Below are 18,032 nucleotides of genomic sequence, written 5' to 3'. Positions count from 1 at the left end.
AACGCTGTCGATCTTGGGCAGCCTTGACCAAGGGATCAAGCCGGATTATTCATTAGTACACGAATGATCGTGTACAAACGACGCATAGCTGACCGCCTCGGAACCGCAACGTAGCGACACGGAAGGGTGAGATGAGCAATTTCAACCAGGAAAGCGTTTTGAGCGTCCACCACTGGACCGACACGCTGTTCTCCTTCAAGACCACCCGCAGCCCGACCTTCCGCTTCCGCAACGGTGAATTCACCATGATCGGGCTCAAGGTCGGCGAGAAGCCGCTGCTGCGGGCCTATAGCGTCGCCAGCGCCAATTACGAGGACACGCTGGAGTTCTTCTCGATCAAGGTGCCGGACGGCCCGCTGACCTCACGGCTCCAGCACCTGAAGGAAGGCGACGAGATCATCGTCAGCCGCAAGGCCACCGGCACGCTGGTGATCGACAACCTGGAAGAGGGCCGCAACCTCTACCTCATCGGCACCGGCACGGGGCTGGCGCCGTTCCTGAGCGTGATCAAGGACCCCGAGACCTATGAGCGGTTCGAGAAGGTCGTGCTGCTGCACGGTTGCCGCCACGTCAAGGAACTCGCTTATGGCGAGATGATCACCGAGCATCTGCCGAAGGATGAGTTGCTCGGCGAGTACATCCAGAGCCAGCTTATCTACTACCCGACCGTGACCCGCGATCCCTTCCGCAACCGCGGCCGCATCACCGACCTCATCACCTCGGGCAAGCTGTTCAGCGATATCGGCCTGTCGGCGCTGGAAGCGGCCCACGACCGCGTCATGATCTGCGGCAGTCCGGCGCTGGTCGCGGACACCCGCACGCTCCTGGGCGAGCGCGGCTTCATCGAGGGCAATCACGGCGAGCCGGCCCAGTTCGTGGTCGAAAAGGCCTTCGCCGAGCGCTAGAGCGTTTTCGAGCGAAGTGGGTTCCGGTTCGCGTCAAGAAAACGCGTCAAAACTAGAAGCTAGAGCCCCGTTCCGGGGCTCTAGACGCGGAATTCTTGCGCAAGAAGACCGCATTTTCGCCCTCGCACGGGCGTTGCGGCGCCGATTCGGCGCACGATACACTGTGGGAACGAATCAGCGGAGTTCCCACATGGTTGCGGACAGCGACAGCAACATCGCCTGGCACCGGGTTCAGTTGAAGAAGAACCGCGCCGAGTTGAAGGCGCTCGAGACGGCGCGCTTCACGATGGGCGAGATCGCCTCGTCGAAGCGGAACGGCCAGACCCAGAAGGCGATCGGGGAACTCAAGCGCAAGATCGCGCAGTCCGAGCGTGCCATCGCCGACCACGACAAGCGCACGCGCCGTCCGCTCACCACCGACCTGCAAAGCCTCAGCAGCGGCAGCTGGAGCCATTGGGACGCCTATACCAACCAGCAGCAGCGCAAGACCGGGCCGCGCTCGCCGGGCCGCGGATAGGCTCTTTTCAGCGCGCACCGGTTCCGGCCCTTGTGCCTCGGCTCGCGCGTACCATCTGGTTGAGGCGCCACCAACCACTCCGGTGATCCCATGACACCGCGCCTCGATCTCACCAGCGAGGCCTTCTTCCGCGATCCGCCCACGGCGATCGCAGCACTGCGCGCGTCCGGCCCCGTGGTTGCGACGCGATTTCCTCTCGTCGGCGATGTCTGGATCACCACCACGCATGACGCCACCGCTGAGGTCCTGAAGGACGGCACCACCTTCACGCTGCGCACGGGGGACGGCAAACTCGCCGGCCTGCGCTGGTGGATGCCGAAGCTTGTCACGACCGTCGCCAACAACATGCTGACGTTGGACGAGCCGGATCACACGAGGCTGCGCAGTATCGTGGACGAAGCATTCCGCCGCCGCGCGATCGTCGCGATGGAGCCGCGCATTCGTGCCATCGCCGACGGTTTGGCGGACGACCTGTTTGCCGATGGTAGCCCCGCCGACCTCGTCCAGCAATACGCCCGCATCCTGCCGGTGTCGGTGATCTGCGAATTGCTGGGCCTGCCTGCGGCCGATCGCCCAAGATTCATCGACTGGGCCAATAGGATGTCCTCGCTGACGAATGTCGTCAGCTTCTTCCGCCTGCTGTTCGCGCTCCGCAAGATGCGCGCCTACCTCGAGCAGCAGCTGCAGATCGCGCGCGTACAGGGCGGCGAGGGCCTGATCGCCGAACTGGTCCAGGTCGAGCGCGAGGGCGGCCAGATCTCGCCGGACGAAATGGTGTCGATGGTGTTCCTACTGCTCGCGGCAGGCTCGGAGACCACGACGCATCTGATCAGCGGCTCGGTCTACGAGCTGCTCAGGAATCCGGGCTTGCGCGACTGGCTGGAGGAGGACTGGAGCCGCATCTCGCTCGCCGTCGAGGAATTCCTGCGCTTCGTCTCGCCGGTGCAGTTTTCCAAGCCGCGCTATCTGCGGCGGGACGTCGAGCTTGCGGGCGTACGGCTGAAGAAAGGCGACCGCGTCATGGCCATGCTCGCTGCGGCGAACATGGATCCGGCGGTGCACGACGAGCCGGAGCGGCTCGACCTCACGCGCAAGCCGAACCGCCACATGTCGTTCGGAACGGGAATTCATTTCTGTCTCGGCCACCAGCTTGCGCGGATCGAGGCGAGTTGCGCATTGCAGGCGCTGCTTGCGCGATGGCCGAAACTCGAGCTCGCCGTCGACCCCGCGCAAATCCACTGGCGCAAGCGTCCGGGTATGCGTGCGATCGCGCGATTGCCTGTCGTTGCCGGCGGGAACCGCCGGCCGATCCGTGGTGCCGCAGCCGAGCCGTTGCTGGCAGACTGACACCGCGCACGCCGTGCCGGGAACAATGGCGCGCATCAACTTGCGTGAAGCGCGAAACAATCTCCGTCGCGCAGGCGTTGCCCCAATTCACGCAACAGCAAGGGAGCAATCCATGCCCAACGGCGGCAAGACGCATATCGGATCAGGCGCGCATGGCAAGGGCGCGGGGACCGGCGCACTTACTGACATCGCAAAGGACAAGGTCGGCGACAACATGATCCTGTCGAACCGCGACAAGGCGCAACATTCCGACATTCGCGGCATGGACGGAAAGTTCATCCAGACGGAGCAGTATCAGGATCATTCGGCCAACCGGCTGCGCGACGACGAGGCGGCTGAAGACTAGGCGACAGCCCTTCAGCGACAGCTTCAGGAGCCGGTCGATTTCTTCGAAGCGACGAGATCGCGCTCCCAGCCGAATACGGAGCGGCCGTCGAGATCGGGAGAGGCCGCACGCTCGCCGGCGATGTAAGCCTCGACCGACGGTCCACGCGCGGTCCGCTCCAGCCGCCGCGCCTGGTCGTCGAGACGTTTGAGCGCCTGCATCTCTTCTTCGCGCCCGAGTTTTGCGTTCTGGATCGCGCCCTTCAGCACGCGGATCGTCTCGTCATAGACCTTGATCGGGACGGGGTAGGGGTGCCGGTCCTTGCCGCCATGAGCGAGCGAGAAGCGGGCGGGATCGTTGAAGCGATAGGGGGCGCCGTGCACGACCTCGGCCACCATCGCCAGCGAACGCACCGTGCGGGCGCCGACGCCCGGCGTCAGCAGCAGCTCCGGGAAGTCGACCGGGCCACGCTCGGCGGCGGCAGCGAGCGTACCGTGCAGCCGCCGCGCGAACACGTCCTTGGGCCTGATATCGTGATGCGCGGGCATGATCAGATGCGGCAGCATCGCTTGCGCGGGCTCGGTCCCGGTGAGCCGTTCGAATTCGGCGACGATGCGATCGGGGCCGAGATCGCCGAGGAGTTCGAGCTGCGCGCTGCGCGAGATGTCGGCGCGGTGGTCGGTGAGATTGACGATCTCGCCCTGCTGCGGCCCGTCGATCGCGCTGTGCGGCGCGTCGACGAAACTCTTCAAGGCTTCGGAATGCCAGTGATAGCGGCGGGCCTGCCGCTTGTCGCCGTTCATGCCCTGCTGCACCACCGTCCACTTGCCGTCGGTCGTGACGAAGAAGCCATGGAGATAGAGGTGGAATCCGTCCTGCACGGCCGCGCTGTCCACCTTCGCGACCAGCCGGCTGGCGCGAGTGAGCTTTACGCCGTCGAAGCCGACGCGCTCGCCGAGCTGCAACAGCTCGTCCGGCGTCTTGCGCGAATGCTGGCCCCGGCCACCGCAGACATAGATCCCGAGCTCGTCCTGCAGCGGGCCGAGCCCGCGCTTCAGCGCGCCGATCACGGAGGTGGTGATCCCCGAGGAATGCCAGTCCATTCCCATCACGGCACCGAACGACTGGAACCAGAACGGATGCGACAGCCGCTGGAGGAACGCATCGCGGCCGTAATGATGCACGATCGCCTGCGTGACGATCGCGCCAAGCGAGGCCATGCGGCTCGCGAGCCACGGCGGAACCCGTCCGGTGTGGAGGGGAAGATCGGCGCTGCCGGTTCGTCGAGTCATGCTCGGCGCAAATTAGCGCAATTCGGCGGCGGTTGCACCGAGGGAATACAGCGTTGTGCAGCTTTGCTTCGCCTTCGGCGCGCGCGGGGCGCGCCGAGCAGGCTGACGAGTGCGACCGCAAGCAGGGCGGTGCACGCTAGGCGTCCAGATGGGGCCTCAGAAGAGCCCTACTGCGCGCGGATGTTGGCAGCTTTCAGCACCGGCTCCCATTTGGTCGCCTCGGCGTGCATGTAGGCGTCGAAATCCTTGGCGGAGGAGCCGACCGGAGCGGCGCCGATCTTGCCGAGCGTCGACAGCACGCTGGGGTCTTGCAGCGCGGCCTTGAGGTCGGTCTCGAGCTTGGACACGATCTCCGCCGGCATTTTGGCCGGCCCAAGAACGCCCCACCAGACCGAAACATCGTAGCCTGATACGCCGGCCTCGGCGATGGTCGGAACATCCGGCAGCGCCTTCGAGCGTTCAGCGGAGGTCACCGCGAGCGCGCGCACCGGGCCACCCTCGAGCTGGCCGATGGCTTCCGCCAGCGGGTTGATGCTGAGCGGGATCTCGCCGGCGATGACAGCGGTCAGTGCCGGCGCGCCGCCCTTGTAGGGGATCGCGACGATCCTGGTGCCGGACATGTGTTTGAGCAGCTCGCCGGCGAGATGCGCGGACGTGCCGTTGCCGGACATGCCGTAGGAGAGCTTGTCCGGCTCCTTCTTTGCCGCAGCCAGGAGATCGCCGAGCGTCTTGTAGGGGCTGTCCTTCGCCACCACGATTGCGAGCGGCGAGGAGGCGACTTCGGTGATCGCGGTGAAATCCTTGAACGTGTCATAGGGCACGCTCGGATAGATGAACTGGTTGAGCGGATGGCCGCTCGCGACCAGGATCAGCGTGTAGCCGTCCGGCGCGGCCTGCGTCAGCGCCTGCGAGGCGACGATGCCGCCGGCGCCAGGACGGTTGTCGATCACCGGCTGCTGGCCCCAGGTCTTGGCCAGCGCCTGGCCGAGCGTACGCGCGAGCACGTCGACGGCGCCGCCCGCCGCGTAGGGCACGAGGATATGGACCGGCTTGCTCGGGTAATTGTCGGCGGCCTGTGCGGTGCCGCCCAGCAGCAGGCCGGCACCCAGCATCAAACCGCCGATTGTCTTGTTCAAACCCAGCATTCCCAGCACTCCTAGAGGGCGTTTGCGCGCGTATGGCGGTCTCGAAGCCGTCCGGACGCTGCCCATGGTTTTTGTTGACGAGACCTGATCTTTTGTACGATAGTACAAATCACATGGTACGCAAGCCCACCAGCAAGGAAACGGCCCGCAAGCCGAACATGCGCGAGGCGATCCTCGCCGCGGCCGAGGAGCTGTTCGCCACCAACGGCTTCAATGCCGTGTCGGTGCGCGATATCGCACAGGCCGCCGGGGCCAATCCCGGCAGCGTGACCTATCATTTCAAGACCAAGGACGGCCTGCTGCTGGAGATCTACCGGCGCCATTGCGGGCCGATGAATCTGCGTCGCTCCGAGCTGCTCGCCGCCGCCAAGCGCGTGCGCGATCTCCAGGATCGGCTTGAGGCGGTGGTGCGCGCCTATGTGGTGCCGGCTTTCACCTCGGGCAGCGACCTCGCCGGGGGCGGGGCGCGCTTCACGCGGCTGCGCGCCGTGATGTCGGCCGAAGGCAACGAGGTCGCGCGAAAGATCATCGCGCAGACCTTTGACGATACCAGCCACGCCTTCATCGACGCGGTCCACGAGAGCCTGCCGCATATTCCGCGGACCGATATCGTCTGGCGCAGCCACTTCCTGCTCGGCGCGCTCTATTACTCGCTGGTGACGCCGGACCGTGTCTCGCGCCTGTCGCGCGGCGAGGCCGACGGCAGCGATGCCGCCAGCGCCATCGAGCAACTGGTGCAGGCCACCGTCGCCGCGTTCCAGGCCCCGGCGCTCGATCAGGCCGCGCCGGTACGGCGGCGGCCGGTCGTCAGCAGCAAGACCTGAAAGAAGCGAGCTCGCTCGGCGGTTAAGTGATGACGATGATGTACACGCCGACCATTCCGCCGCCCGATCCGAACACGCGCACGCCGAAGTTCAAGCTGCCAAAGCTGTCCTGCGACGCGCATTGCCACATCTTCGGGCCCGGCGCGAAATACCCCTATGCGCCTGACCGTTCCTACACCCCGCCGGATGCGCCGCTGGAGGATTTCCGTGCGCTGCATGCCAAGCTCGGCGTCGAGCGCGCGGTCATCGTCAATGCCAGCGTGCACGGCACCGACAATACGGTCGCGCTCGATGCGATCGCGCTGAGCAATGGTGCCTACCGCGCGGTCGCCAATATCGACGACACCATCACCGAACGCGGGCTTCACATTCTGCACGAGGGCGGTTTTCGCGGCTGCCGCTTTAATTTCGTCCGCCATCTCGGCGGTGTCCCCGACAAGCGCGTGTTCAACCGCATCATCGCGATGGTCGCGCCGCTCGGCTGGCACATCGACCTGCATTTCGATGCGATCGACCTGCCTGAATATGCGGACATGCTGACAAGGCTGCCGCTGAGCTACACCATCGACCACATGGGGCGGGTGAAGGCGGCGGAGGGGCTCGACCAGCTGCCGTTCAAGATTTTGATCGAGCTGATGCAGCGCGACGAGAAGTGCTGGGTGAAGATCTGCGGGTCCGAGCGCGTGTCCTCGGCCGGTCCGCCGTTTACGGATGCCGTGCCGTTCGCGCGAGAAATCGTCGAGACCGCGCCTGACCGCGTCATCTGGGGCACCGACTGGCCGCATCCCAACGTCAAGGTGATGCCGAATGACGGCGACCTCGTCGACCTGATCCCGCTATTCGTGCCGGAGCCGGAATTCCAGCAGAAGATCCTCGTCGACAACCCCGCGCGCCTGTTCGAGTTCGATCAATGACGGCGCTGGCGATCGACAAGCCGCGCAGCCGCGCCTGGTGGAAGGAGCTCTGGATCCAGGTGCTCATCGCCATGGCGGCCGGCATTGCGCTTGGGATCGTCAACCCCGAAGCGGGCGCCAAGATGCAGCCGCTTGGGGATGCCTTCATCAAGGCGATCCGGATGCTGATCGCGCCGATCATCTTCTGCACCGTCGTGCACGGCATCGCCCATATGGCCGACATGGCACGGGTCGGGCGCGTCGCGGTCAAGGCGATCGTCTATTTCGAGGTCATGACCACGATTGCGCTGATCATCGGTCTCATCGCGGTCAATCTGCTCAAGCCCGGAATCGGCATGAACATCGATCCCGCCAGCATCAATGCCAGCGCGATCGAGCCCTATGTCAAGCAGACCGGTGCGATCGGCTTCGTGCCGTTCCTGATGAACATCGTGCCCGCCACGTTCATCGGCGCGTTTGCCGAGGGCAACATCCTCCAGGTGCTGTTTATCTCCGTGCTGTGCGGCTTCGCACTGGTCCAGCTCGGCGAGCGCGCCGCGCCGCTGGTGCATCTGATCGACATCGCCGCCAGGATGGTGTTCGCCGTCGTCGGCTTCGTGATGTGGGCGGCGCCGATCGGCGCGTTCGGCGCCATCGCCTTCACGGTCGGCAAGTTCGGCGTCGGCTCGCTGGCCTCGCTCGGCAAGCTGCTGGGCGGCTTCTATCTCACTTGCGTGATCTTCATCGTCGTGGCGCTTGGGCCCGTCGCGCGGTTGTGCGGTTTCTCGCTGCTCAAGCTGATCCGCTACATCTGGGAAGAGCTGCTGATCTGCATCGCCACGACCTCGTCCGAGACGGTGCTGCCGCGGATGCTGACCAAGCTGGAGAAGGCGGGCTGCGAGAAGAGCGTGGTCGGCCTCGTGATCCCGACCGGCTATTCCTTCAATCTCGACGGCACTTGCCTTTACCTCGCCGCGGCCTCGGTGTTCCTGGCGCAGGCGACCAACACGCCGTTCGGGCTTGCCGAGCAGGTCGAGCTGCTGCTGATCCTGCTGGTGACCTCCAAGGGCGCGGCGGGAATCGCGGGTGCCGCGTTCGTTGTGCTGGCGGCGACACTGTCGGCCACGGGCAGCATTCCGGTGACGAGCGTCGCGCTGGTGCTCGGCATCCATCGCCTGATGTCGCAGGGGCTGACGCCGACCAATCTGATCGGGAACGCGGTTGCGACCATCGCGATTGCCAAATGGGAAGGCGCGCTCGACGGCGAGCGCTTGCGGCGCGTGCTCGACGGCGAGGAACAAGCGGCCATCACGGCCTGATGAATTGGCTGCCTGCGTGAGCCGGGCGGCCTATGATGCTGACGAATGAGAGAGGGGAGTCCGTCCCATGAAAACAGGTCTCGTGATCACGGCCCATCCGGGCGACTTCGTCTGGCGCGCCGGCGGCGCCATCGCGCTGCATGCGAAGAAGGGCTATCGCATGAAGATCGTCTGCATGTCCTTCGGCGAGCGCGGCGAGAGCCAGTTCGCCTGGAAGGAGAAGGGCGCGACGCTGGAATCGGTCAAGGCCGGCCGCAAGGACGAGGCGGAGCGGGCGGCAAAGCTGCTCGGCGCCGAGATCGAGTTCTTCGACTGCGGCGACTATCCGCTGAAGCTGACGGAAGCGCATTTCGACCGCATGGTCGACATCTATCGCGAGCTCAATCCGAGCTTCGTGCTGACGCATGCGCTGGAAGACCCCTACAACTTCGACCATCCGAACGCCGCGCATTTCGCGCAGGAGACCCGCGTGGTCGCGCAGGCCATGGGCCACAAGCCCGGCGCGCAGTACAAGTACTCGGCGCCGCCGGTGTTCCTGTTCGAGCCGCACCAGCCGGAGCAGTGCAACTACAAGCCCGACCTGCTCCTCAAGATAGACGAGGTCTGGAAGGAGAAGTACGAGGCGTTCCAGATCCTCGCCGCGCAAAAGCATCTCTGGGGCTATTACGAGCGCGTTGCGCTCAACCGCGGCATCCAGGGCAGCCGCAACACCGGCGTCCCCATGACCTATGGCGAGGCCTATCAGCGGCTGTTTCCGACGGTTGCGGAGGAGCTGGCATGAAGCCGGTCGTCGTTCGCAACATTGAGCGAGCCGATCCCGCCGGAATGGCGGAGTACGGCGTCTCGACCGTGCACGAGGCCTACGGCCGCATCGGCCTGATGAAGCCTTATCTGCGACCGGTCTGGTCCGGCGCGGCGATTGCCGGTCCCGCCGTCACCGTGCTGGCACAGCCCGGCGACAACTGGATGATCCATGTCGCGGTCGAGCAGTGCAGGAAAGGCGACATCCTCGTCGTCGGCTGCACCTCCGACAATACCGACGGCATGTTCGGCGAGCTGCTCGCCACCTCGCTGCAGGCGCGCGGCGTGCAGGGGCTGATCATCGATGCCGGTTGCCGCGACGTCAAAGCGCTGCACGAGATGAAGTTTCCGGTGTGGTCGCGCGCGGTCTCGGCCAAGGGCACCGTCAAGGCCACACTCGGCTCGGTCAACGTCCCCGTGGTCTGCGCCGGTGTCAACGTCGATCCCGGCGACATCATCGTCGCCGATGACGACGGCGTCGTGGTGGTGCGGAAGCGCTATGCCGCCGAAGTCGCCGAGAAGGCGAAGACGCGCAACGCGGATGAAGGCGGCAAGCGCAAGCGGCTGGCCTCGGGGGAGCTCGGCCTCGATATGTACAGCATGCGCGAAGCGCTGGCGAAAGCCGGGCTCGTCTATGTCGATAATCCCGAGGACGTCTGAGCGGGACAACAGAAGCGGAGCGGGCGGATGGATCGTCTCAAGCTGAAGGCCGTGCTCGGCAGTCATCCTCATGTCCAGGCGGTGAAGAGCGGCGAGCTCCGCTCCGACCGCTTCGATCTCGACTTCATCGCGTACACGCCGACCAACACGGCGTTCAAGCCGATGGTGCGCGAGCAGGCGTTCGATGTCTGCGAGATGGCGATCGTCACCTATCTGATGGCGAAGGCCCACGGCAAGCCGCTGGTGCTGCTGCCGGCGACCATGCTCGGCCGCTTCCAGCATTCTTATGCGCTCTATAATCCGGAACGGGGAACGCTTGGGCCGGGCGATCTCGAAGGCAAGCGCGTCGGCATCCGCTCCTTCACGACGACGACGGGCGCCTGGATCAGGGGCATTCTCGCCAACGATTGCGGTGTCAATCTCGACAAGATCCGCTGGGTCACCTTCGAGGATCCGCATGTTGCCGAATATGTCGACGCCACCGAGCGCGCGCCGAAGGACAAGAAGATCTTGCAGATGCTGATTGACGGCGAGCTCGATGCCGTCCTCGGAGAGACCTCTGATAATCCCAGGTTGAAGCCGCTATTCCCCGATCCGGCCGCGGAGGCTGCCACATGGTACGCCCGGCGCGGTGTCGTGCCGGTCAATCATCTCGTGGTCGTGACCGAGACGCTCGCGAAGTCACGCCCCGATGTGGTTGCAGGCGTCTATGATCTGCTCAAGCGGAACAAGGAGCAGGTGGGGCCTGCGGCGACGCCCGACCTCGTCCCGTTCGGGGTCGAAGCCAACCGAAAACCGTTGGAGCTGATCGTCGACTACGCATTCCAGCAGGCACTGATCCCGCGCCGCTATGCGGTTGAGGAGCTGTTCGACGAGACGACACGAGGATTGAACTGATGTCAGATCCGAGACGATGGCAGGTCGGGCTGGTCGGCTACGGCGAGGTCGGTAGGATCCTGGCCGAAGATTTGCGCCAGCAGGACATCAAGGTTGCCGCCTATGACATCAAGCTCGGTAGTGAGCAGGATGGTGCGCTGAAGGAGCATGCAGCGAAATTCGGCGTCGGCCTTGCGGCCTCTCACGCCGAGTTGACCGCGAAATCCGATTTCATCATCTCTGCGGTCACGGCGAGCCAGGCCGTGCCGGTCGCAAAGGCCTGCGCTGCCGCGATCAATCAGGGCACCTGGTTCCTCGATTTCAATTCGGCGTCTCCCGGTGCCAAGCAGCGTGCTGCCGCGCTGATCGACGGCGCTGCGGGGCGCTATGTCGAGGGCGCCGTGATGACCTCGGTGCCGCCGTATCGCATCAAGGTGCCGCTGCTGCTCGGCGGGCCCGGCGCGAAAGAGCTGGAGCCGCTTCTGAACGCGATCGGTTTTGCCGCGAAGGTCGCCAGCGACAAGCTCGGTGTGTCCTCCGCGGTGAAGATGTGCCGCAGCATCATGATCAAGGGCCTCGAGGCCATGGTCATCGAGAGTTTCACCACCGCGCGCGCCTATGGCGTGGAGGATGCCGTGCTGGCCTCGCTTGCGGAAACCTTTCCCGCGATCAATTGGGAGAAGCAGGGTGCCTATTTCTTCCAGCGCGTGATCGAGCACGGCCGTCGCCGCGCGGAGGAGGTGCGCGAGGTCGCCGAGACGGTGCGCGAGGCGGGGCTGACGCCGTGGTCGGCGCAGGGCACTGCCGAACGGCAGGCCTGGGTCGCCGATCTCGCCGACGAAGGGTTGTTCGGCATCAGGGGCACCGGGGAGTTTGCGCGCAGCGCCGACTGGCGCATCGAGGCCGACCGCATCCTGGCGAAGATCAATCGCGCGAAGTAGGGCGACGCCGGCTCAGGACACTGCCGCGCGACAGCCCGTGAGCTCGTCGCGGGCGCGTTCGATCAATTCCATCAGGCTTTCGGCCTTGCGGACCAGCCGGTCGCTCGCAGCTTCAGTCCGGAATTCCGCGCGGATCGCCCGAATGCACTTGTCGGCGGTGTCGAGCGTCATGAGCGCACGTGTCAGGTCATCCTGAGTCTGGACATCAGCGAGATCGAGGTCCGACAGCACGTGCCCGATGCCGTCGAGCCGCTTCACGGCGATCTCGCTCGGTGTTCTCGCTCGAACGGAATGGCTGCTGAATGCGCTGAACATGTCCATGCTTCCCCGTAGAATGCAGACTTCAGTGCAGGCCCTACTATGACCGGCACCGCGGGACTTGCAATGCGCGCACCTATCGGGAATCGGAGAGAATCTACTATCCGGGATTCTACCGTATTCGGAATTTGAGAAAGCTTGGCGGTAACATCGAACGGAAAGCGGCCGGTCGTCAGCCGGATTTCCCTACCATCCTGCCGTTCGCGGCGACGAGCCTGCCGTCCTTGTAGACGGAGCGCCCTTGCGGCACCGCGACGACGGCCTCGGGAACGTGTTCCGCATCCAGCGCCACGAAATCGGCCTTCGCGCCGATTCGCAGCCCGTAGCCTTCGAGCCGGAGCGCCTTTGCGCCTGATGCGGTGACGACGTCGAACGCGGCGCGCAGTTCCTCGTCGATGTTGAAGCCGGAGCGGTAGCCGAGCGTCGTGGCCCGGCGCAGCATGTCGCCGTCGCCATAGGGCCACCAGGAATCGCGAATGTTGTCGTTGCCGCTGAACACGGTTACGCCGGCGTTGCGCAAGGCGAGGATCGGCGGAAACGGCCGCGCGCCCGGCGCGTTGGTCATGATCGCGACGCCGGAGCGGGCGAGAACATCGGCGATCTTCCTGAGGTAATCTGGCGAGATGTCGCCGAGTCCGTAAGCGTGACTGACTGCGACGCGTCCCTCCATGCCGAGCGCGCGCGTGCGCGCCGCGATCTGCTCGATCTCGAAGGCGCCCAATGTGCCCATGTCGTGCAGATGGATGTCGACATCGACGCCGTGCCTATTGGCGACGCCGAACACGACGTCGAGATGCCTTTCGACGTCGCGATCGAAGCTCGCGGGATCGAGCCCGCCGACGAGGTCGGCGCCAAGGCGGATGGCCTCGTCGAGCAGCTGCGGCGTGCCCGGGCTCGACAGGATTCCGCTCTGGGGAAAGGCGACGAGCTGGATGTCGATCAGGCCCTTGTACTCCTCGCGCACGCGCAGGATCGTCTCGAGCGATTTCAGGCCGACCGAGCCGTCCACCATGACATGGCTGCGCATCTGCGTCGTGCCGTGCCCGATACAGAGATCGAGCTGGTTGCGCGCCCGCACGTCCATCGGCGCGGCCTCGGCCATATTCTCGGCCTGGAAGGCGACGCGTTCATGCACGTTGAACCCGTCGGTGCATGGCTTGTGCGGACGCCAGGCGTCGCCATAGAAACTTGTGTCGAGATGGATGTGACCCTCGACATAGCCGGGAACGACAAGGGCATCCTTGAGATCGATCGTCTCGGCACCGGCGGGTGGCTGGTCAACGGACGTGATCGCGGCGATACGGCCATCCTTGACCGCGATGTGATGTCGGGCGCCGCCGTCGAAGCGTGCGTTCAGGAAGAGTGTGTCGAAGGCCATCCGGTTCCTCCGTTGGACGATTTGCCGAGTGTTGCGCGGGCCGCGGAGCGGGCGCAAGGCGTGGGAAGGCGAGAGCTGCTCAGCGTCCGGGGCTGAACAGAGTGGGCCGCGGCCGCTCAAAAGTTTGCCGGCCAGCCTTGAAGCCCATCATGACATCGGGGAGCTCGGCGATGGCGAAGCGGCCGTCTTGCGTGTCGAGCACGATGAGATCGGCGGGATTACCGACCTTGATGCCGTAATCGCCGAGGTTCATCAGCCGTGCCGGCAGTTCGGTCACGAGATCGAGGCAGATCTCGAAGTCGCTCACGGAGGCATGGGCGACGTTGGCATAGAAATTCGCCATCCGCAGCAGCGAGGCGTCGCCGAAGGGCGTGAAGGGATTGAGCACGTTGTTGGTCGCGACCGAGCACAGCACGCCGTCGCCCGCGAGCTTGTGCGCGAGCGTGAGCCCGCGCGGCGCGTTGTGGGTGGCCTCGCGACCCATCAAATAGAGATCGGTCGCGGGCAGCACGGTGACGGCAACGCCGGCTTTTGCCAATTGCGCGGTGGCGGCTTTCAGCCGCTCCGGGGGCAAGGCCGAGAGTTTCGTGGCATGGCCGATCGCGACGCGCCCCTGATAGTTGCGCCGCTCGGTCTGCCGGCAGACTTCGTCGAGGTGCCACCAGGACGGATCGAGGTCGAAGTCGAGATGGAGGTCGACATCGACCTCGAATTCCTGCGCGAGATCGAAGATGCGCGCGAGATGCGCGTTCGGGTCGGTGTCCATATAGGGACAGCCGCCGATGACCTCGCCGCCGTCGCGCAGCGCCTGGATCAGCAGCTCCTCGGCGCCGGGATCGTTGGTCAGGCCCTCCTGCGGGAAGACACAGAGTTCGAGGTCGATCGCCCAGGCGTAGTCGCGCTTGAGCGACTTGATCGCCTCGAAGCCGCGTAAGCCGATGCGCGGGTCGATCTCGACATGGGTACGCATACGCGTCGTGCCGTGCACGATGGCCCGCTCCAGCACGCGAGCGCCGCGCGCGTAGACGTCCTCGACGGTAAAATCCTTCTTCATCCCGGCAACGGCGCGGATGGCTTCCGAGACGCTGCCGTGATTGTGCCCGCAGCGGCCAAGCAGGCAGGCCTTGTCGAGATGGATGTGGGTGTCGACGAAGCCGGGCAGGGTGAGGCGTCCGCCGACATCGACCTCGACCGCCTCGCAGGCAAGCTTGGGCTCGATCGCGGCGATGCGGCCGCCCTTCACGCCGATATCGACGGGTGCGGCGGATGATCGCAACAGCGCGTTGCGGAAGATCAGGTCGAAGGCGGTCTGCGTGGTCATGGCGTCATATTCGGGTGTGTTAGCCTAGCGGAAGCGGCGGAAGCGGGCAGCTCCAGATTGTGTGCAGTTCCGCCATCGAATTGTCCAAAAAATATGCATGCAGTTTGAGGCATGAATTGTAGTATGCCGGGGCTTCCGGAGAACCTGCCAAGAGAACCTGACATGTCCACCCCCGCAAAAGCCGAACGCCCGATGACCGACGCCGAGATTGTCGAGGCTTACCTGACGGCCTCGATGATACCCGATCCCGACGCTGCTGCGGCCTACATGAAGCCGGGCACGGTGATCACCTTCACAGGCGGCCGCGAGTTCGACCATCCGCGCGGTCCGACCGGTTTCAACGCCAAGCGCTATCGCTGGGTCAAGAAGAAGATGGACCGGTTCGACGTCTGCTCCGGCGCGGACGAGACCGTCGTCTACAGCGTCGGCACGCTCTACGGCGAGTGGATAGACGGCACGCCGTTCGAGGGCAATCGCTACGTCGATCGTTTCGTCGTGAGGGGCGGACAGATCGTGAAGATGGACGTCTGGAACGACAGCGCCGAGCGCCTCCTGGTCCAGCGCGGGATCGAGGCTTAACCTCTTCGGGCGACCTTCGGTAGCTTGACGACGCGATCGCTCGTCACCTCGTCGGCATAGGGCGCGAGAATATCGAGCAGGTCGCGGCCGCGCTGCGGGGCAGGGGCGACCAGTGCGCGATTGGCCACGGAATCGAGGTGATGGTGCATCAATTCCATCACCTTGGCTTCGTCGCCCTTGGCTAGCGCGGCAATGATGGCGCGGTGCTCGTTGATGGCGCATTCGGTCGAATGCGGGCGGCTGTAGAGCGAAAGCGTCAGGCAGCAGCGATAGGCGACCTCGCTGACATAGCGCACCAGGATCGGACTGTTCGTCATGTGCGCGAGCAGGATGTGGAATTCGGTGGCGAGCCGGATCGAAACCGCATCCGTGCCGCCGCGCGCGCGGTCCTCGGCATCGACATGGGCGTTCAGTTCGGCGATCTGGCTCTTGCTCAGCTTGCCCGCAAGCTGGCGGACCACGAGCCGTTCGAGCTCGATGCGGATGTCGAAGGCATCGCGCGCCTCCTGCCAGCTCGGCGTCGCGACCACCGCGATCCGATTGCGGCGGAGCTCGACCAGGCCTTCGGCGGCGAGTTGCCCCAGCGCGTGGCGGGCAATGGTGCGGCTGACGCCGAAACGCTCGCCGAGTGCATCCTCCGGCAGCTTCGCCCCGGGCTCCAGCGCCTGCTCGATGATCGCGCGCCGGAGCGCGCGGCAGATCACGCTGACCTTGTCCGACGATTCTGAAGTCTTGCTGCTTGCGCGCGCCGCCATCGGCGAATCCTTGGAGTGGGATCGTCATCGCTCCTTTAGCACAGGGCGACGACAATCCATCGCTCCAATTGCATGCAGTTTGGGGCTCAAGCTGCCTAAATCGTATCCGGCCATCCGGCCCGGCGTTTCGCTAGCCCGTTGATTTCACGGAGGTTGGCCGCTGGCATTCAGCTTGCATGCACTTTTCCCGTGATACGCATGCAACCCAATGATCAGTTTGACGGCCAGCCCGTCGCCGCGACCGCCATCGAGCTGTCGGACGCCTCCGTGACGTTCGGGCGCGGCGACCGGGCCGTGCCCGCTCTGTCGAAGACGACGCTCAAGATCGCCGACGGCGAGTTTGTCGCACTGGTCGGCCCGTCCGGATGCGGCAAATCGACCATCTTACGTCTCGTCAGCGGGCTGGTGCAGCCAACCAGCGGCGTCGTCATCGTCGGCGGCCGCGAGGTCGCGGCGCGCGCGATGCGGGTGGGCATGGCGTTCCAGAACCCGACCATGCTGCCGTGGATGACGATCGAGCGGAACATCATGCTGCCGCTGAAGATCGTCGAGCCGTTCCGCTCGAACTTCCGCAGGCTGCGCAAGAGCGAATTCCGCGACAAGGCCAATGCACTGCTGGAGCAGGTGGGGCTCAGGGGATTTGGCAGCCGCTATCCCTGGCAGCTCTCCGGCGGCATGCTCCAGCGCGCCAATCTCTGCCGCGCGCTGATCCACGAGCCGCGCCTGCTGCTGCTCGATGAGCCCTTTGGCGCACTCGACCAGTTCACCCGCGAGGAGCTGTGGGCGATCCTGCAAAATCTCTGGATGACGCATAAGCCGACCGTGCTGCTGGTGACGCACGATCTGCGCGAGGCCGGTTTTCTCGCCGGCCGCATCTGCGTGATGAGCGCGCGTCCCGGCCGCATCCTCGACGACAGCCGCGTCGAATTCGCCCGGCCGCGCACCGTTGCCATGACCTTCGAGCCGGATTTCGTCGCGCTGAACCAGAAGCTGCGCGCCTTCATCGAGGATGCGCGCAGCGCGGCTGAGCAGAGGACAGGCTGATGTTCGGGATCGATATCAGACAGAAGGCGTGGTCGGCGGGGCTGATCGTGCTGTTCTTCGTCGCCTGGGAGCTGTTCTGCCTGATGACCGGCATGTCGGATTTGGTGCTGCCGCGCCCGTCGCAGGTGTTCGTGACCTTGTTCCAGCGCTTCCCGGTGCTGTGGCCGCATATCGTGCAGACGCTCGCCACCACCATGCTCGGCTTCGTGCTTGGCGTCGCGCTCGGTGTCGCCCTTGGCGCAATCATCGGCGTCTCCAAAACAGCTTATGACACCTGCTACCCGCTGCTGATCGGCTTCTCCTCGATCCCCAAGGTCGCGGTGGTGCCGATCTTCGTGCTGTGGTTCGGCTCGGGCACCGTGCCGGCGGTGCTGACTGCGCTGTCGATCTGCTTCTTCCCGATCGTGGTCAACATCGCCACGGGTCTTGCGACCACCGAGCCCGAACTCGAGGACGTGCTGAAGGCGCTCGGCGCCAGCAAGTTCGACATCCTCTGGAACGTCGGTTTGCCCCGGACCATGCCGTTCTTCTTTGCCTCGCTGAAGGTCGCGATTTCCTACGCATTCGTCGGCGCAGTGCTGTCGGAAACCGTCGCCTCCAATCGTGGCATCGGCAACGTCATGATGACCGCGTCCTCGAATTTCAACGTGCCGCTGGTGTTCGCCGGCCTGTTCGTGCTCGCCGGTCTCGGCGTCGCTCTCTACGCCGTGTTCTCGCTGATCGAAGGCCGTGTCACCGGCTGGGCCACGCGCAAGAACGACGTGATCGCCACCTGATTTTCAAACCATCACG

General features: G+C 64.9%; 20 protein-coding genes. 14 read left to right on the top strand and 6 right to left on the bottom strand.

Annotation, left to right across the window (positions count from 1 at the left end; genetic code table 11):
- Positions 1–131 precede the first annotated feature (131 nt).
- From XI08_RS38705 to XI08_RS38690, 4 genes are all read left to right on the top strand, one after another.
- Positions 132–905 carry a ferredoxin--NADP reductase gene (locus XI08_RS38705; RefSeq protein WP_271578456.1) on the top strand — a complete coding sequence of 258 codons (774 nt, stop codon included), beginning with the start codon at positions 132–134 and terminating at the stop codon, positions 903–905.
- 190 nt (positions 906–1,095) lie between these two features.
- Positions 1,096–1,422 (top strand): hypothetical protein, encoded by a 327-nt coding sequence (locus XI08_RS38700; RefSeq protein WP_027543228.1) that lies wholly within the window; start codon positions 1,096–1,098, stop codon positions 1,420–1,422.
- A 90-nt stretch (positions 1,423–1,512) separates the two neighbouring features.
- Positions 1,513–2,769: a cytochrome P450 family protein gene (locus XI08_RS38695; RefSeq protein ID WP_271578455.1), complete on the top strand. Its 1,257-nt coding sequence runs from the start codon at positions 1,513–1,515 to the stop codon at positions 2,767–2,769.
- A 112-nt stretch (positions 2,770–2,881) separates the two neighbouring features.
- Positions 2,882–3,115 carry a hypothetical protein gene (locus tag XI08_RS38690; protein WP_271578454.1) on the top strand — a complete coding sequence of 78 codons (234 nt, stop codon included), beginning with the start codon at positions 2,882–2,884 and terminating at the stop codon, positions 3,113–3,115.
- A gap of 23 nt (positions 3,116–3,138) precedes the next feature.
- On the opposite strand, the gene XI08_RS38685 is transcribed toward XI08_RS38690, so the two are convergent.
- Together XI08_RS38685 and XI08_RS38680 are read right to left on the bottom strand one after the other, a co-directional pair.
- Positions 3,139–4,386, bottom strand: coding sequence for a DUF763 domain-containing protein (locus XI08_RS38685; protein ID WP_271578453.1), 1,248 nt, complete (start codon positions 4,384–4,386; stop codon positions 3,139–3,141).
- Positions 4,387–4,553: 167 nt separating this feature from the next.
- The gene (locus tag XI08_RS38680; RefSeq protein WP_271578452.1) at positions 4,554–5,531 is read right to left on the bottom strand and encodes a tripartite tricarboxylate transporter substrate binding protein; all 978 of its coding nucleotides are present in this window, start codon (positions 5,529–5,531) and stop codon (positions 4,554–4,556) included.
- Between the two features lie 113 nt (positions 5,532–5,644).
- Here XI08_RS38680 and XI08_RS38675 point away from each other — a divergent pair, with 113 nt between their 5' ends.
- The 7 genes from XI08_RS38675 (at position 5,645) to XI08_RS38645 (ending at position 11,845) form a co-directional block, all read left to right on the top strand.
- Complete coding sequence (locus tag XI08_RS38675; RefSeq protein ID WP_027543223.1) at positions 5,645–6,355, top strand: TetR/AcrR family transcriptional regulator; 711 nt, start codon at positions 5,645–5,647, stop codon at positions 6,353–6,355.
- A gap of 29 nt (positions 6,356–6,384) precedes the next feature.
- Positions 6,385–7,269, top strand: a complete 885-nt coding sequence (locus XI08_RS38670) for an amidohydrolase family protein (protein ID WP_271578451.1) — start codon at positions 6,385–6,387, stop codon at positions 7,267–7,269.
- Positions 7,266–8,567, top strand: coding sequence for a C4-dicarboxylate transporter DctA (gene dctA / locus XI08_RS38665; RefSeq protein WP_271578450.1), 1,302 nt, complete (start codon positions 7,266–7,268; stop codon positions 8,565–8,567). The genes XI08_RS38670 and dctA overlap by 4 nt, the downstream gene beginning before the upstream one ends.
- 67 nt (positions 8,568–8,634) lie before the next feature.
- Positions 8,635–9,348, top strand: a complete 714-nt coding sequence (locus XI08_RS38660) for a PIG-L deacetylase family protein (RefSeq protein WP_027517331.1) — start codon at positions 8,635–8,637, stop codon at positions 9,346–9,348.
- Positions 9,345–10,028: a 4-carboxy-4-hydroxy-2-oxoadipate aldolase/oxaloacetate decarboxylase gene (locus XI08_RS38655; RefSeq protein ID WP_271578449.1), complete on the top strand. Its 684-nt coding sequence runs from the start codon at positions 9,345–9,347 to the stop codon at positions 10,026–10,028. The genes XI08_RS38660 and XI08_RS38655 overlap by 4 nt, the downstream gene beginning before the upstream one ends.
- A gap of 27 nt (positions 10,029–10,055) precedes the next feature.
- The gene (locus tag XI08_RS38650; protein ID WP_271578448.1) at positions 10,056–10,925 is read left to right on the top strand and encodes a hypothetical protein; all 870 of its coding nucleotides are present in this window, start codon (positions 10,056–10,058) and stop codon (positions 10,923–10,925) included.
- The gene (locus XI08_RS38645) at positions 10,922–11,845 is read left to right on the top strand and encodes a DUF1932 domain-containing protein (RefSeq protein WP_271578617.1); all 924 of its coding nucleotides are present in this window, start codon (positions 10,922–10,924) and stop codon (positions 11,843–11,845) included. The genes XI08_RS38650 and XI08_RS38645 overlap by 4 nt, the downstream gene beginning before the upstream one ends.
- A gap of 12 nt (positions 11,846–11,857) precedes the next feature.
- On the opposite strand, the gene XI08_RS38640 is transcribed toward XI08_RS38645, so the two are convergent.
- The 3 genes from XI08_RS38640 to XI08_RS38630 form a co-directional block, all read right to left on the bottom strand.
- The gene (locus XI08_RS38640) at positions 11,858–12,160 is read right to left on the bottom strand and encodes a hypothetical protein (RefSeq protein WP_271578447.1); all 303 of its coding nucleotides are present in this window, start codon (positions 12,158–12,160) and stop codon (positions 11,858–11,860) included.
- A gap of 175 nt (positions 12,161–12,335) precedes the next feature.
- Positions 12,336–13,541 carry an amidohydrolase family protein gene (locus XI08_RS38635; protein WP_271578446.1) on the bottom strand — a complete coding sequence of 402 codons (1,206 nt, stop codon included), beginning with the start codon at positions 13,539–13,541 and terminating at the stop codon, positions 12,336–12,338.
- Positions 13,542–13,620: 79 nt separating this feature from the next.
- Positions 13,621–14,862 (bottom strand): amidohydrolase family protein, encoded by a 1,242-nt coding sequence (locus tag XI08_RS38630; protein ID WP_271578445.1) that lies wholly within the window; start codon positions 14,860–14,862, stop codon positions 13,621–13,623.
- A 162-nt stretch (positions 14,863–15,024) separates the two neighbouring features.
- Between XI08_RS38630 and XI08_RS38625 the strand changes: the two genes are divergently transcribed.
- Positions 15,025–15,441, top strand: coding sequence for a nuclear transport factor 2 family protein (locus XI08_RS38625; protein WP_271578444.1), 417 nt, complete (start codon positions 15,025–15,027; stop codon positions 15,439–15,441).
- On the opposite strand, the gene XI08_RS38620 is transcribed toward XI08_RS38625, so the two are convergent.
- The gene (locus tag XI08_RS38620; protein ID WP_027543212.1) at positions 15,438–16,196 is read right to left on the bottom strand and encodes a GntR family transcriptional regulator; all 759 of its coding nucleotides are present in this window, start codon (positions 16,194–16,196) and stop codon (positions 15,438–15,440) included. The two genes, XI08_RS38625 and XI08_RS38620, sit on opposite strands and share 4 nt — an antisense overlap.
- Before the next feature lie 198 nt (positions 16,197–16,394).
- On the opposite strand from XI08_RS38620, the gene XI08_RS38615 reads away from it, so the two are divergent.
- On the top strand, positions 16,395–17,240 hold the full coding sequence (locus tag XI08_RS38615; RefSeq protein WP_271578443.1) for an ABC transporter ATP-binding protein: 846 nt from the start codon (positions 16,395–16,397) through the stop codon (positions 17,238–17,240).
- On the top strand, positions 17,240–18,016 hold the full coding sequence (locus tag XI08_RS38610) for an ABC transporter permease (protein WP_271578442.1): 777 nt from the start codon (positions 17,240–17,242) through the stop codon (positions 18,014–18,016). Before XI08_RS38615 ends, XI08_RS38610 begins: the two co-directional genes overlap by 1 nt.
- Positions 18,017–18,032: the final 16 nt, after the last annotated feature.

Origin of the sequence: Bradyrhizobium sp. CCBAU 11361 (assembly GCF_028128935.1) — a bacterium.
Taxonomy (GTDB): domain Bacteria; phylum Pseudomonadota; class Alphaproteobacteria; order Rhizobiales; family Xanthobacteraceae; genus Bradyrhizobium; species Bradyrhizobium niftali.
Note: the sequence above shows the minus strand (reverse complement) of the source record. Positions and strands in the feature narration are given on the sequence as shown.

What these genes read in the sequence shown, in the direction of transcription:
- XI08_RS38620 (WP_027543212.1), bottom strand. Translation starts at nt 16,196, where the DNA reads ATGGCGGCGCGCGCAAGCAGCAAGACTTCAGAATCGTCGGACAAGGTC.
- XI08_RS38660 (WP_027517331.1), top strand. Translation starts at nt 8,635, where the DNA reads ATGAAAACAGGTCTCGTGATCACGGCCCATCCGGGCGACTTCGTCTGG.
- XI08_RS38655 (WP_271578449.1), top strand. Translation starts at nt 9,345, where the DNA reads ATGAAGCCGGTCGTCGTTCGCAACATTGAGCGAGCCGATCCCGCCGGA.
- XI08_RS38630 (WP_271578445.1), bottom strand. Translation starts at nt 14,862, where the DNA reads ATGACCACGCAGACCGCCTTCGACCTGATCTTCCGCAACGCGCTGTTG.
- XI08_RS38675 (WP_027543223.1), top strand. Translation starts at nt 5,645, where the DNA reads ATGGTACGCAAGCCCACCAGCAAGGAAACGGCCCGCAAGCCGAACATG.
- XI08_RS38650 (WP_271578448.1), top strand. Translation starts at nt 10,056, where the DNA reads ATGGATCGTCTCAAGCTGAAGGCCGTGCTCGGCAGTCATCCTCATGTC.
- XI08_RS38685 (WP_271578453.1), bottom strand. Translation starts at nt 4,386, where the DNA reads ATGACTCGACGAACCGGCAGCGCCGATCTTCCCCTCCACACCGGACGG.
- XI08_RS38640 (WP_271578447.1), bottom strand. Translation starts at nt 12,160, where the DNA reads ATGTTCAGCGCATTCAGCAGCCATTCCGTTCGAGCGAGAACACCGAGC.
- XI08_RS38610 (WP_271578442.1), top strand. Translation starts at nt 17,240, where the DNA reads ATGTTCGGGATCGATATCAGACAGAAGGCGTGGTCGGCGGGGCTGATC.
- XI08_RS38680 (WP_271578452.1), bottom strand. Translation starts at nt 5,531, where the DNA reads ATGCTGGGTTTGAACAAGACAATCGGCGGTTTGATGCTGGGTGCCGGC.
- XI08_RS38690 (WP_271578454.1), top strand. Translation starts at nt 2,882, where the DNA reads ATGCCCAACGGCGGCAAGACGCATATCGGATCAGGCGCGCATGGCAAG.
- XI08_RS38615 (WP_271578443.1), top strand. Translation starts at nt 16,395, where the DNA reads ATGCAACCCAATGATCAGTTTGACGGCCAGCCCGTCGCCGCGACCGCC.
- XI08_RS38635 (WP_271578446.1), bottom strand. Translation starts at nt 13,541, where the DNA reads ATGGCCTTCGACACACTCTTCCTGAACGCACGCTTCGACGGCGGCGCC.
- dctA (WP_271578450.1), top strand. Translation starts at nt 7,266, where the DNA reads ATGACGGCGCTGGCGATCGACAAGCCGCGCAGCCGCGCCTGGTGGAAG.
- XI08_RS38705 (WP_271578456.1), top strand. Translation starts at nt 132, where the DNA reads ATGAGCAATTTCAACCAGGAAAGCGTTTTGAGCGTCCACCACTGGACC.
- XI08_RS38670 (WP_271578451.1), top strand. Translation starts at nt 6,385, where the DNA reads ATGACGATGATGTACACGCCGACCATTCCGCCGCCCGATCCGAACACG.
- XI08_RS38625 (WP_271578444.1), top strand. Translation starts at nt 15,025, where the DNA reads ATGTCCACCCCCGCAAAAGCCGAACGCCCGATGACCGACGCCGAGATT.
- XI08_RS38700 (WP_027543228.1), top strand. Translation starts at nt 1,096, where the DNA reads ATGGTTGCGGACAGCGACAGCAACATCGCCTGGCACCGGGTTCAGTTG.
- XI08_RS38695 (WP_271578455.1), top strand. Translation starts at nt 1,513, where the DNA reads ATGACACCGCGCCTCGATCTCACCAGCGAGGCCTTCTTCCGCGATCCG.